Source organism: Exiguobacterium abrahamii (genome assembly GCF_015645365.1).
GTDB lineage: Bacteria > Bacillota > Bacilli > Exiguobacteriales > Exiguobacteriaceae > Exiguobacterium_A > Exiguobacterium_A abrahamii.
This window is the reverse complement of the sequence record NZ_JADOYC010000001.1, coordinates 309187-322556: the sequence shown is the minus strand read 5'-3', so window position 1 is coordinate 322556 and position 13370 is coordinate 309187. Positions and strand designations below refer to the sequence as shown.

The following is a 13370-nucleotide window of genomic DNA, read 5'->3' as shown; positions in this document are numbered from 1 at the left end:
ACATCACGCTCCTGCGCGAATTATATCATAAAAAAAAAGAGCCGACGAGCGGCTCTTACATGAAGATCGGTACTTCAGCAGCTGGATCATATGTATAGATACCGCGCCCGACTTTTTTGATGGCAGGGTTTGCCTGTTCGACTTTCGCCATTAATTGGTAGATGTTACTAATTTGATGACGATAACGCAATTCAAGTTCCATTTGGATGTCACGTGCTGTCATCGATTCACGCTCGCGCATCAAATCGCTGATTTGGTGCACGTAGACTTCTAGCGGGTATCGTTGGTTGACACGACGTTGTTTTAACGGACGCTCATGCGTGACGGCGACTTCTTGCGAATGTTCTCCCGTTCCACGGCTTAATTCCGAGATCAGATACTCGGCACGTCGTTGCAGACGACGGTACTCCTCTTCGATTTCCATTAGTTCGCGGTAGATATGTTCACTGTTACCCATTCCTTGCCCCTCTTTCCTTTTTTATACATTAATGTTTCAATCATGTTTCAATTGTATGTATTTTGAAATATTTTAAACTATAATTTGTCTTGATAATATATAATTTCTTTAATTATTTAATTATCCTGTAATATTTTCATATCCTTACCGATAAATTGGCTACACCTCATATTAACAGAAAGGAATGAAAACGGAACATATAATTTCGACATTTAACTATTTTAATAATACTTAAGTTCTACTAATTCAATATATATCTTTCTTATTTTACCGAAAAGGAGACTGGAAATTTAATGGGCAAATTACCTAAAACACTTCGGACCGCTCTAGTACTTTCGTTGGTATCCGGTTGCTTCGCCTCTACTTCTTCTACTGTATCGGCTGCTTCTGGTACAACCTTTACGAAAACCTCGTATCAGACGACGGATGCCTTGAATCTACGCAGTTCGAACTCGACGTCTTCTAAAAAATTACTGACGATCCCGAAGACGACGAAAGTCACGTCGAGCTATCGAAAAGGCTCTTGGTATAAGTTGTCATATAAAGGAAAGACGGGATATGTGACCGGATCTTATCTGAAAAAAATCGAGAGTGGCTCTTCTTTTTCGAAGACGTCTTATAAGACAACGGATGCGCTATCTTTACGCAGTGCGGCAACGACATCTTCTACTCGATTACTGACGATTCCTAAAGGAGCCGGTGTACAATCGAGTTTCAAAAGCGGGAATTGGTATAAAGTGACCTATGCAAATAAGACGGGTTATGTTTCTGGTTCTTATTTAAAGAAAGTGACCACACCAGTCAAAACGACTGTCTATACGACGACGGATCGTTTGAATTTCCGTTCATCTCCTTCGACATCCGGAAAAGTCCTGACGACGATTCCAAGTGGAACTGCCGTCCATTCCCTCGCCGTTAAAGCAAACTGGCACACGGTCCAGTACCAAGGGAAAACGGGGTATGTCATGGGAACGTACCTGAAAAAAGGGACTTCCGTTCCTGCCTCGACGACTGGAAACGTTGATTATAGTGGATCAAAGATGTATGTGTTGATCCCGTCAGGCAATAGTGTCGCGCTTCGTGCGAGCGCGTCGACGCTCAGTGGTCAAATCGCTCGTCTTGGACGCGGTACTCCTGTCGTTGTCACGAATTCGCGTCATCAAACAAAAGGGTTCGTTGCTGTCCGGACAGCAAGTGGTCAAAGCGGTTATGTCGATGCGACATATCTGACGTTGTTCCAACCGGCACCATCGAACCGTCCACTTCTCGTCCTTGATCCGGGTCACGGCGGACACGACGCAGGTGCAGTTCGTTACGGCGTTGCTGAACGCGACATCGTCCTTGCTGTCACGAAACAAGTTGCCGAGCGTCTTGCCGGAAAAGTCGATGTGACGATGTCACGCTATACGAACGACTACTATCCGTCACTTGGAGAGCGGAGTGCCCTTGCGAACAGTCATGCGACGACTGCTTTCGTCAGTGTCCACATCAATGCTTCAACGAGTACGCAAGCATACGGAGCAGAGACCTTCTACTATAAAGGCGCCTCTTCGATCAACCTCGCTCGTAACGTCCAACAACGCCTCGTCTCCTACGCGGGCATGCGCGATCGAAGCGTCCACTATGCGAACTACGCTGTCATTCGTGGTACGAAAGCACCGTCGATTCTAGCGGAACTCGGTTTCCTCTCGAACAGCGCAGATCGCGCGAAACTGACGAACGTATCGTATCAGTCACGTTACGCGCAAGCGATCGCAGACGGCATTCTCGCCTCACTTTAAATCAACGCCATATCAAAAAGGATCGCTCAGGGAAGCGATCCTTTTTGCATACACATAACTTTCAAGGAATGTCCTTCACCATCAGGGAATGGTTCAGACAAGGGAGCGACTAGCGAGGATTTGCTCAAGGGATAGCAAATCTGTCGAATCGACACGATAGTCTGCCTCATGGAGCGCCGACTCCGGTCCAACTCCGACGGCATACATGCCGGCAGCGTGGATGGCAGTGATGCCAGCTGTCGCATCTTCTACACCGATGCAACGGCTCGGTTCGACGTCGAGTGCTTCTGCAGCACGGAGAAACACTTCAGGGTGTGGTTTCGATTGTGCAACGGTCGCAGCGTCTACGATGTCATCGAAATAGTGTCGGACCTTTAGTGCCTCGACGACCATCAGCGCATTTTTAGAGGCGGACGCCATTCCGATCTTCAGCCCAGCGTTTCGGATTTCATCGAGGAATGCAGTGATTCCAGGAAGAAGATCCTGTTCAGAAATATGTTGGATCAATGTGACGTAGTGTTCGTTTTTCTTCGCAGCAAGTGCTAGCTTCTCTTCCTCCGAAAAAGCGTTCTGTTTCCCACCAAGCGAAAGGATACGCTCGAGTGAATCCATCCGGCTGACACCTTTTAATGTCTCATTGAATTCCCGGTCGAACGGGATATCCAAATCCTCTCCAAGTTGTTTCCACGCTAAGTAATGATACTCTGCTGTATCGGTAATTACGCCGTCTAAATCAAAAATGACCGCTTCGATCGTTGGTGCCATCCGACATCCATCCTTTCTTCCATCGTCCATGAAAGGCAAGAAATCGAATGACTTTGCGCAAACGATTGCACTTGCCTTATGAATAATTTTACTGGTTCTTCCGAATCTTTGCAAGCGTTATCAAATATTTCTGATTTTCTATTTTTAAGCGCGAAACACATTAATTTTGATAACGCTTTCAATTTTAAGGGAATGTTTTACTTATTTCGTTCTTTACTATTCGTTTTACATTTTTTAACTGCTATAATGAATCTCATAGCATATGAGGGAGTGACGAAGATGTTTCAACGTGTTAAACAGTTGTTGAATGATCAAAGTCGAAGAATTCATCGTTATGAAAAAATCGTAACGACGATCAATAGCCTAGAACGAGAAATGGAACAAACATCCGATCAAGCGTTACGTGAATTGACCGCCTCATTACGTGGGCGGCTACAAGCCGGGGAACGAATCGATGCGATCACACCAATGGCATTCGCCCTTGTCCGAGAAGCGAGTAAACGAACGCTTGGCTTACGGCATTACGACGTGCAGCTCATGGGCGGTCTGGCATTACTTGAAGGACAAATCGCCGAGATGGCGACCGGTGAAGGAAAGACGCTCGTTGCTTCACTCGCGAGCTTCACTCAGGCGCTTCACGGAAAAGGTGTCCACGTCATTACCGTCAATGAGTATCTGGCACAACGTGATGCGGAGCAAATCGGTCAGATTCACCGATTTTTAGGGTTGCAGGTCGGAATCAATTCCGCTGAAGCTACGTTTGAGGAAAAACGGATCGCCTACGCAGCAGACATTACATACGGTGTCGGGACTGAATTCGGGTTCGATTACCTGCGCGATCATCTGATCATGGAGCCGACGGAGCGTCTGCAACGTCCGCTTCATTTCGCCTTGATCGACGAAGTCGATAGCATTTTAATCGATGAAGCGAAAACGCCACTAATCATGGCGGAACGAGACAGTGTCCACGAAGGGTTACAGCAACTCGTCCGTCATGTCGTCCAGACCTTCGAAGACGAGCGGGATTATACGTTCGACGAAGAGATTAAAGCGGTCGCCTTGACTGACCAGGGGATCGAGACGATCGAAGAAGCATTCGCAATCGATCATCTGTTTGCTGCTGAGCACTCCGTCCTCTTCCATTACGTCATTCAAGCCTTACGTGCTCATGTCGTTCTCAAGCGAGATGTCGACTATATCGTCAAGGATCAAAAAATCGCGCTCGTCGACCTCTTCACGGGTCGTCTGATGGAAGGACGCAGTCTATCCGACGGGTTACATCAGGCACTTGAAGCAAAAGAAGGTGTTCCCGTCACGGAAGAGAACCGGACGACGGCACAAATCACGATTCAGCATTATTTCCGTCTTTATCATCAGGTGGCAGGAATGACGGGTACAGCGGCGACGTCACGGGAGGAGTTCCAAAAGACGTACGGGATGGATGTCGTGACGATTCCATCAAATCGTCCGAAAATCCGGATCGATGCGGAGGACGTCCTCTTTGCGACGCGTGACGAAAAATTAGAAGCGATCGCGCTGGCGACGAAATCGGCACACGTCACGGGACGACCAGTTCTGATCGGTACTTCGTCGATTGAACAGTCCTTACGCGTCGCGAAGACACTTGATACACACGGACTCACCTACGAGATCCTGAACGCAAAAACCGTCGATCAGGAAGTCCGGATCATCGCTTCAGCCGGACAAGCCGGTCGAATCACGATCGCAACGAACATGGCAGGTCGTGGAACGGATATTTTACTTGATGAAACGGCACAACAACAAGGCGGCTTGTTCGTCATCGGAACCGAACGCCATGAATCGATCCGGATCGACAACCAACTCCGTGGTCGGGCAGGTCGCCAAGGCGATCCCGGATTGACGCAATTTTATCTCTCGCTCGAAGATGAACTGCCTCGTCGTTTCGCGCGCGATCGTCTCGCACGCGTGCAACAAAAAGTACGAGATGCTTCCGGTCCACTGGCTTCACGTGACGTTCGGGATCTATTGCAGTTCGCTCAGTCGACGTGTGAATCCGTCAATCGAAGTGTTCGGGATGAACTCGTCCAGCTCGAAGAAGTCATCAGCGAACAACGGCAAGCAATCTATCATCTCCGCAACAGAATCGTTGATGCGACGTCACTTGAAGACATCGTCCAACCGTTTGCCGGACGTGTCTTGCCGTCGCTCATCGACCAAACACTTTCTGACGATCTCGTCCCGGAAGAATGGCCACTGGCTCTCGTCACGACGGAACTCGAGCAACTGTTGCATCAACCGGTCACGTTGGAACGACTGGAAACGATCGACGAGATGAAACGCCAACTTGAGCCGCTGATTGCTGACACTGAAGCCTTACTCGTTGCCCATGTTGCGGCTGAAAAAGAGACCGTCAAACGCTTCATCCTCCTTGCACTGGATGAGCAATGGACGCGCCACTTAACAGCCATGAACAGTTTAAAAGAGGGAATCCACCTCCGAAGTTACGGACAAGAGCAACCAGTCCGCATCTTTGAGCGGGAAGGAATGGATTACTTCGAATATGCCATTGCGAGTTTCGAAAAGCAGGTCCTTTCTGGCATTTGCCGCGCCGAACAGACACACGATAGCGAAGGAGAACTGCATCATGCACACGTCGAATGAAGTGTTCCGTCCCCCGCTCTACTTCACGGAGGACATGCCGATCGTCAAGGAAGATGAATACGTCTTTCGTCACGTCGCGAAACAACTACCTGAGTTACAGGTCAATCAGATGGCGATCCATCTGTTTCAAGTCTTATCGCGTCGTCCGCTTCAAGTCATCGCATTATTCCAAAACACGTTGTCTCGGTCGTTCCATCTGAATGATCTTGTCGTCCTTGCGCTCTCCGGTGATGAACTCGTCGCTCGCAAAGTCCTCAGTATCGAAGAAGTTCCCGTCATACTCCCGATGGCGATGTTGCCGCTCTGGTTGACGTTTGAAGAAGATGACTGTTTCGTCGACCTCGAACAGTTAACGGAACCGCTGCAACTCGTCTTCTCAAGCGAGACGCTGACTGAGCTGTTCATCGACGATGACTTCACGGAACCCGAGCAACGGATGATTCGTCAAGTCGCTTATTCGCATCCGACACCTCCAGCAGATGGCTGGTCTCTCTTACCGGTCTCGATCATGCGCGAGCCGGATACTGTGACGGCGACCGTCCTCGTCCGTAATGCCAGCGATCAGACACTGACGCTCGAGGCGCTAGCGTTCGAACTGATGGATGGCGAGACGCCACTCGCAGACGTCAATCATCCTGGATTGTCTTTACCTGCTCATAGCCAACATGCGATTCGTCTCCGTTTCGCCTGCACCGTAACAGATGTCCCTGCATTCGGTCTCCGTTATCTTCCTCCCTCTTCCTAAAAAAAACGTCTCGGCACAAGATGCCGAGACGTTTTGCTTATCCTTTTAAGAGTCCGATGACGCGGACGTTGATCGCTTTTGGTTGGAACGCGAGCATGTTTTCCATGTCTTGTGCAATCCGTTCTTGGACTTTTCCAGCTGTCTTGATGATCGACATACCGTATTTGATATGCACGGACAGACTGACCGTGATGTCGCCGCCGACATCTTCGACTTTTACGAGTTTGACCATCTGTTTTTCCTGCAGTTTCGAATCATCTGCTGTAAAGGCGATGCCTTCCGTTTCTTGAACGGCTACCCCTGCGATGACCTCGATGACTTGTTGCGAGACGTTCACGACACCGTCCGCATTATTTAAATTATATGACATACCTTCCACGCCCTTCGTCTAGTAATCCATCTATCTTAAAGTGTAATGCATTCCGCCTTATTTTGAAAGGTCTTCCCGTTTCTCGACGATCGGGCGAATGTCGATCTCAATCAAAGGACGGAGGACACGGACGACGAGCGGGTGTATGATGATACCAACGATCAACAAGGCGACGCCAATCATGATCAGTAAGGCGAGCCATGGTTGCGGTACGAATGCATCCGTCACGTATTGACGCCACGCCATGACGAAGAAGACATGGAGTAGATAGACGTAGAGGCTGAGTTCCCCAGCCCGTGTGATGAGCGGAAGGCGACGCATCGGAATCAACATCATGAAACCGAGCGAGGCCGCGATCGACAAGACATAGATGACGCTATGCTTGAGTACCCCAATCCACGTATCACTGTCATACTGTTCAGCGTACGGGAAACGATGCTTGAAGGCATTCGCGAAATCGACAATCTCTTGCGGTGTGTCACGCCACGCCTCAAACAATAAGAAGCCCATGACGGCTGCGAACGTCACACCACCAATCAAGCGGACGTTCATTCGGCGCTTGAAGTTCTTCGGCATCTCGAAGATGCGGATGAATTCGTGTTCCGATAGATAGTTCCCGAGCAAGAAATAAGGATAGAACATGATCAGCTTCCGAAGCGCCAAGAATCCCGTGTTCTCGAGTTCGAATCCATACAGCAAGGCGAAGGCAAGACCGAACCAGACATATCCACGCAAGTGAACGACATATGGCGTCACGATATACCAGACGACCATGACGAACAAGTACCAAAGTGCCCAGTAGGGACGTAGGAGATGCGTGCCGATGTTTTCACCAGAAAAGAGCGGCAATCCTTCCCCAAGCGTCGCCCAAGATCCAATTAAGATTTGCCAGACACAGTAGACGGCAAATAGTTGAATGACACGTAAATACTTGTTTTCGCGGAAGAAATAACCGCTTAAAATAATGAATAATGGCATATGAAACGAGTAAATCAACAGATAAACCGTCTCAAGCAATTTTCCGTCATATTCAAACCGTAAATCCGTCAGCATGTGACCGATGACGACGAAAATGACAAGAAAACCTTTGATATTATCAAACCACGGATTCCGATTCATGTTACACTACCCCTTATACTCCCTCGAAAGGAACGAATGTTTATGAAAAAGACACTCCTGATTCTATCTGTCGTCTTGAACGTCGTTCTCCTTGCATTGTTACTGGGACGTAAACCGCTCGAACTATTCGAAAGCGTCTTACCTGCAACGAGTACGACTCCAGTCACGACCTTCCAATACGATAAGAACCCGAACTATGTCCGTCTGAATAGTCTATTCCATACTTATCAATACCCAAAATCAGCGAACGCTGTCATGTTAGGCGACTCGATGACGAATTTTGCCGATTGGCGTATCTTGATGGAAGACCCGACGATCGTCAATTTCGGGATTCCAGGTGATACGACAGAAGGCTTTTTGACCCGACTCGACTTGATCATCGAGATGAAACCAAAACGCGTCTTCTTGATGGGTGGTATCAATGATATTCGTCACTATACACCGATTCCGCAAATCACTGAGAACATGACGACAATCGTGACGACACTTCGAAAAAATAACATCGACGTCGTCATTCAGTCAACCGTTCCTGTCGCACCGAAATATTCGGACTCCGTCCGAATCAATCGGGACGTCGAAGCGTTGAACCGGAATTTACAAAACCTTGCTCAATCGGTGGATGTTCCATTCGTTGATCTGCGACCCGTCTTGACGAATAAACAGGGTTACCTGCAAAATCGGATGACGTACGATGGACTCCATCTCGTCGGTGGCGGTTATCTGCGCTGGAGTGATGCGCTGAAACCCTATGCGCTCAAAACCGATTTGACAGCAAATAACTAAATGAAAAAGCGGCTCATCCCGATTTCCGGGATGAGCCGCTTTCGATTATTAGTCTTCTTGGTTTTTGACACCCATGTACGCTGCGACGCTCGATGCTGAGAAAACTGCAACGGCAACGATACCGACAGCAATCCAAATCACTTGATCCATCATTTCTTTATATCCCCCTTTATGTAACCGCTCACTTCTACATTTAGCGTACACGAATTTCGTCAAGAAAGAAACACATTTTCCATGTCTAATGACTAGACGATTCGGGAAAAAGTAACTATAGTAGAAGGACAACTACAAATTGTCAGAAAATTCGATTATTTAACAAGGAGGTGTTTCTGATGGCCACTTCATTGCTTACGCCGAAAGTGACGTTACGACATCGAAGTACTCTCAACTTTGGATATTGGCTTGTCATCGGATGCATAGGATGGGTGATGCTTGCCCTCGTCACGAATGTTGGTACCGTTCTTGGTCGTCTTCCTTTATATGAAAGCATTCCCCTCGCCATCCTTGTACTTGGCCTCACGGGTGTCGTACTGAAAATGGCGCGGGACGAGTGGTGGATTCGTTATCTCGAACGTCAGACGCAGTATTACATCGGACACGAGACCGTGACCGGGTGGTGTACGACGATTGATAGCATGTGGCTGATCCGTAAGACGATGCGCCGTGAACTTCGCCTGCTCTACCGGCAACTTGCCAAGACGAAAGCATCGGAAGAAGTGAAACAGACGCTCGCCCTCCAGCTCGTCGAGCGTGGTGTGCTCATCGTCTATTCTCGACCAAAAAGTGATCATCCCGCTTGAAACGAAAAGAGGACTGCCCCATCATCTTCTATGAAAGAAGCAGATGGGACAGCCCTTTTTTAGTGTTTTAACCAATCCGTTGCCGCTTCAATCGTTGGCATGACGAGTTGGTGACCATAATTCGACCACGTGACGTCGACTGATGCACCGGCTTGTTTCAAGAGTGCTGATAATTCTTCCGTTTCCTGAGCCGGACAGATCGGGTCATTGCTGCCGGCGCCGATGAAAACGCGCACGTCCGATAAATCAGGTAACGTCACACCACGACGTGGTACCATCGGATGCAACAGAATCGCTTGTTTGAACAAAGCTTCTTCAAACAACATATTCGCCGCGATGTTCGCCCCGTTCGAGTATCCGACTGGAATCAGACGATCGAGCGCAAAGTCACGCTCCGCTGCCTGTTCACGTAAAAACTGAATTAAACGCGCTGTCCGTAAAGCGAGGTCTTCTTCATCGAAGACGCCTTCCGCGAGTCGTTTGAAGAATCGTGGCATCCCGTTTTCCGAGACCTCCCCGCGGACGGACAAGTAGCCTGCTTCCGAATCGAGCAATGAGACAAGTCCGACGAGATCTTGTTCCGTTCCGCCTGTGCCATGTAAGAATAAAAAGATCGGTGCGTCTGCTGTTTTTGGTGCTTGGTATAAATGAATCATACGAGTCTCCCCTTCGGTACAGTAATAGGTGTTACATGATTTGTGATCGCACTGCGATGTGCTTCGAATTGTTCCGGTAACTTCAAGTCTTCTCCGAGCATCTCGAACGCTTCATCGATCGCGAATCCTGGATTGTCGGTCGCAATTTCATGGAGGATCCGACCGCGGTCATGGAAATAGATCGATGTGAAGTAATTGCGGTCCTTCACTTCAGTCGTCAGTAAACCGAACGCGTTGATCTCTTTCATCCAGTCGAGTTGTTCCTTTTGATCCGTCGCCCGCCACGCGATATGGTGAACCGTTCCCGTTCCCGGACGACCGACTGGCATTTGACCATGAACGACGTCAACGACATTTCCGAACTCGCCTTCTGCGATGTACCGGTCAACGGTTTCCGTCCGTTTGCTGAGTACTAGTCCAAATGTGTCTGTCAGTAATTTTGCTGTATCTGATGGATCCCGCGACAGTAACGTCGCTCCCGCGAATCCTTTGATCGCGACTTCACGTGTGATGCCGTCGATTTCATAGCGACTGTCTGGTCCCTTGCGTTCGACGAGTTCAATCTGGAGACCATGTGGATCTTCGAAGGCGATCTGCTGCTCTCCGAATCGAACCGTCTCTACAAACAAGACGTTTTTTTCTGTCAGCCGCGCTTTCCAAAAATCTGCTGCACCGACCGGAATCGCGTACGCTGTCGTTCCGACTTGTCCGGCACCTACTTTCCCTTTTGCCATGCCTTTAAACGGAAAGAACGTGATGATCGTTCCCGGTGCTCCGGATTCGTTTCCAAAATAGAAGTGGTATGTTCCTGGATCATCAAAGTTGACCGTTTTTTTAACGAATCGTAGTCCGAGAATGGTTCCGTAAAAATCGAGATTTTCTTGTGGATCGCCGACCATTGCTGAGATATGATGGATGCCTTGCGTTTTCATATGATGCGTTCCTCCTTCAGTCGTATCTATTAACACAATAATAGTAACTAAAGAACAAAAAGTAAACTAATAAGCCTTTCCTCGTTTTTTCTGGAACCTTTATCCAATTTAAACCGTAGGACACTAGGTAACAATGGTACACTTGTCGTGCAACAGACGTCTTTAAAGGAGGTTCATATGTTAGAAATCAAACACATCACGAAGCGTTTCGGCGATTTTACAGCCGTAGATGCTCTGACGATTGAGGTGCCACGCGGGCAAATCTTTGGTTTGCTTGGTGCGAACGGTGCCGGGAAGACGACGACGTTCCGAATGCTGCTCGGTCTACTGCAACCGACTGAAGGATCGATCACCTGGAACGGAGAGCGCATCCCGACTTCAAAAATCGGATACCTTCCGGAAGAACGGGGGCTGTATCCAAAAGTCCGCGTCGACGAACAACTTTTGTTCCTCGCAGAACTCCGCGATATGAAACGGAAGGATGCGAAACGAGCACTGAAGGAATGGCTCGAGTATTTCCAAATTCCGCAGTATGAAAAAATGCGCGTCGAACAACTCTCAAAAGGAAATCAACAAAAGATTCAGTTGATCTCTGCCGTCCTACATAAACCTGAACTGCTGATTTTAGATGAACCATTCAGCGGACTCGATCCGGTCAATGCTGAACAATTAAAACGTGCTGTCAAAAAGTTAACCGTCGACGGAACGACGATCGTCTTCTCAAGTCACCGGATGGATCACGTCGAAGAACTCTGCGAACACGTCGCGATCCTTGATCACGGAAAACCCGTCGTTGCTGGCTATCTCCCTGACATCAAGGCGGGATACGGAAAAACACGTGTCCTCTTGACGACAGATGCCCCACCACTTTTGTGGGATAGCTTGCCAGGTGTTCTACAAGTCGAGTCAGACAATAATGGACATATCGTTCAAGTCTCTTCAAAAGAAACGGCTGATCAACTTCTTCAACATATCGTCAGTCAAGGACACCATGTCGATCGTTTCGTCTGGGATCAGTTATCCCTGCAGGATATCTTCATCGAGGAGGTCGGCAAACGTTATGAACCGTAAATTCCTGACTTTATATCGCTTCAATCTACTACAAAAATTGCGTGCTAAAAGCTTTTTGATTTCGACGGTCCTGATGGTCCTGTTCCTCGTCGGCTTCGGTAATATCGAACGGATTCTCGACTGGTTTTCGGGTGACGATCCGAAAGTTGCTCTCGTTAGTGAATTGTCGACCGATCTTCGTCCTGCCTTGAAGAAGGCCGGTGTCACTTCAGACATCACGACGAAGGACTATACGGTCGCACAAGCACGAAAGGCCGTCGACCGCGGTACATTCGATGCCGTGGCAATCGTTCAGGATTCATATGACGTGACACTCGTCAGTGCTAGTCCTGAGTCTGAGTTACAGACACAGGTCGCAACGGTCGTCAAACAAGTCCGTGACCAGGCCGTCATCACGGATGCTGAAATCGATCCGAACGTCCTTGCCTCTCTCGCTGAACCTGTTCCTGTTAAACAAGAGTTGACGTCGACGGGTGGGAAAAGTGAGGATGAACTCTTTGCTGCCTCGGCGCTCGTCTATGTGTTGCTGTTCTTGATGTACTTCACGATTGCGATTTACGGCGGGATGATCGTCACGGAAATCGCGAACGAAAAGTCATCACGCGTCATGGAATTGCTGATTTCAGCAGCGAGTCCGATTCAACATATGTTGGCGAAGATCCTCTCGATCGCGACGGTCAGTCTCGTACAATTATCGATTCTCGTCGGTGTCGGCTACTACAGTGCTCAAAACAGCAGTTTATTCGATCAGTTATCACTTGATTCCTTGAGTGCCCGGACGATCATTTATCTATTCGTCTTCTTCCTGCTCGGATACTTCCTGTACGCAACGTTACTCGCGGCACTCGGTTCGCTCGTCAGTCGGGTCGAGGACGCGCAGCAAGTGACGTTACCAGTCATCTTGTTGATCGTCGCAGCCTTCATGATTTCGATGTTTAGTCTGAATGCACCGACGAACCAAGCTGTCGTCGTCCTGTCGTTCGTGCCGTTCTTCACACCGATGGTCATGTTCCTGCGCGTCATGTTGACCGATGTACCGCTATGGCAAGTGTCAATTTCGCTCATCTTGATGCTGATCAGCATCTCGCTTGCCTTGTTCGTCGGAACAAAATTCTACCGGGGTGGTGTTCTGTTCTATGGATCGAATCCACTCAAACAGTTGCGCCGGATCTTAAGCGGTCGCCGGTAACAGTTTACAAGACGAATCGTTTCCGCTATCGTTAGGTGAGAAAAAGCCTTTAGGAGGAA

At 48.6% G+C, this 13370-nt stretch carries 13 protein-coding genes; 7 read left to right on the top strand and 6 right to left on the bottom strand.

Going from position 1 to position 13370, the window contains the following annotated elements:
• Positions 1-55: 55 nt before the first annotated feature.
• Positions 56-457, bottom strand: coding sequence for a Rok-like winged helix domain-containing protein (locus tag ITJ88_RS01555; RefSeq protein WP_029342544.1), 402 nt, complete (start codon positions 455-457; stop codon positions 56-58).
• A gap of 293 nt (positions 458-750) precedes the next feature.
• Here ITJ88_RS01555 and ITJ88_RS01550 point away from each other — a divergent pair, with 293 nt between their 5' ends.
• Positions 751-2238 (top strand): N-acetylmuramoyl-L-alanine amidase family protein, encoded by a 1488-nt coding sequence (locus ITJ88_RS01550; protein ID WP_195864491.1) that lies wholly within the window; start codon positions 751-753, stop codon positions 2236-2238.
• A 93-nt stretch (positions 2239-2331) separates the two neighbouring features.
• Here ITJ88_RS01550 and pgmB read toward each other — a convergent pair whose 3' ends face one another.
• Positions 2332-3003 carry a beta-phosphoglucomutase gene (pgmB, locus tag ITJ88_RS01545; RefSeq protein WP_195864490.1) on the bottom strand — a complete coding sequence of 224 codons (672 nt, stop codon included), beginning with the start codon at positions 3001-3003 and terminating at the stop codon, positions 2332-2334.
• Positions 3004-3282: 279 nt separating this feature from the next.
• On the opposite strand from pgmB, the gene secA2 reads away from it, so the two are divergent.
• Together secA2 and ITJ88_RS01535 are read left to right on the top strand one after the other, a co-directional pair.
• Positions 3283-5646, top strand: a complete 2364-nt coding sequence (secA2, locus tag ITJ88_RS01540) for an accessory Sec system translocase SecA2 (protein ID WP_195864489.1) — start codon at positions 3283-3285, stop codon at positions 5644-5646.
• Positions 5630-6391 carry an SLAP domain-containing protein gene (locus ITJ88_RS01535; protein WP_195864488.1) on the top strand — a complete coding sequence of 254 codons (762 nt, stop codon included), beginning with the start codon at positions 5630-5632 and terminating at the stop codon, positions 6389-6391. The genes secA2 and ITJ88_RS01535 overlap by 17 nt, the downstream gene beginning before the upstream one ends.
• 37 nt (positions 6392-6428) lie before the next feature.
• On the opposite strand, the gene ITJ88_RS01530 is transcribed toward ITJ88_RS01535, so the two are convergent.
• Complete coding sequence (locus ITJ88_RS01530; protein ID WP_029342549.1) at positions 6429-6761, bottom strand: Asp23/Gls24 family envelope stress response protein; 333 nt, start codon at positions 6759-6761, stop codon at positions 6429-6431.
• A 57-nt stretch (positions 6762-6818) separates the two neighbouring features.
• Complete coding sequence (locus ITJ88_RS01525) at positions 6819-7880, bottom strand: acyltransferase family protein (RefSeq protein WP_195864487.1); 1062 nt, start codon at positions 7878-7880, stop codon at positions 6819-6821.
• A 42-nt stretch (positions 7881-7922) separates the two neighbouring features.
• On the opposite strand from ITJ88_RS01525, the gene ITJ88_RS01520 reads away from it, so the two are divergent.
• Both ITJ88_RS01520 and ITJ88_RS01515 read left to right on the top strand, forming a co-directional pair.
• Positions 7923-8663 (top strand): SGNH/GDSL hydrolase family protein, encoded by a 741-nt coding sequence (locus ITJ88_RS01520; protein WP_050678748.1) that lies wholly within the window; start codon positions 7923-7925, stop codon positions 8661-8663.
• 332 nt (positions 8664-8995) lie between these two features.
• Positions 8996-9463: a hypothetical protein gene (locus ITJ88_RS01515; protein WP_133207725.1), complete on the top strand. Its 468-nt coding sequence runs from the start codon at positions 8996-8998 to the stop codon at positions 9461-9463.
• Between the two features lie 59 nt (positions 9464-9522).
• On the opposite strand, the gene ITJ88_RS01510 is transcribed toward ITJ88_RS01515, so the two are convergent.
• Positions 9523-10119 (bottom strand): alpha/beta hydrolase, encoded by a 597-nt coding sequence (locus tag ITJ88_RS01510; protein WP_195864486.1) that lies wholly within the window; start codon positions 10117-10119, stop codon positions 9523-9525.
• Positions 10116-11051, bottom strand: a complete 936-nt coding sequence (locus ITJ88_RS01505) for a VOC family protein (RefSeq protein ID WP_195864485.1) — start codon at positions 11049-11051, stop codon at positions 10116-10118. Before ITJ88_RS01505 ends, ITJ88_RS01510 begins: the two co-directional genes overlap by 4 nt.
• A gap of 177 nt (positions 11052-11228) precedes the next feature.
• On the opposite strand from ITJ88_RS01505, the gene ITJ88_RS01500 reads away from it, so the two are divergent.
• Positions 11229-12122 carry an ABC transporter ATP-binding protein gene (locus tag ITJ88_RS01500; RefSeq protein WP_195864484.1) on the top strand — a complete coding sequence of 298 codons (894 nt, stop codon included), beginning with the start codon at positions 11229-11231 and terminating at the stop codon, positions 12120-12122.
• Complete coding sequence (locus ITJ88_RS01495) at positions 12112-13311, top strand: ABC transporter permease (protein WP_195864483.1); 1200 nt, start codon at positions 12112-12114, stop codon at positions 13309-13311. Before ITJ88_RS01500 ends, ITJ88_RS01495 begins: the two co-directional genes overlap by 11 nt.
• Positions 13312-13370: the final 59 nt, after the last annotated feature.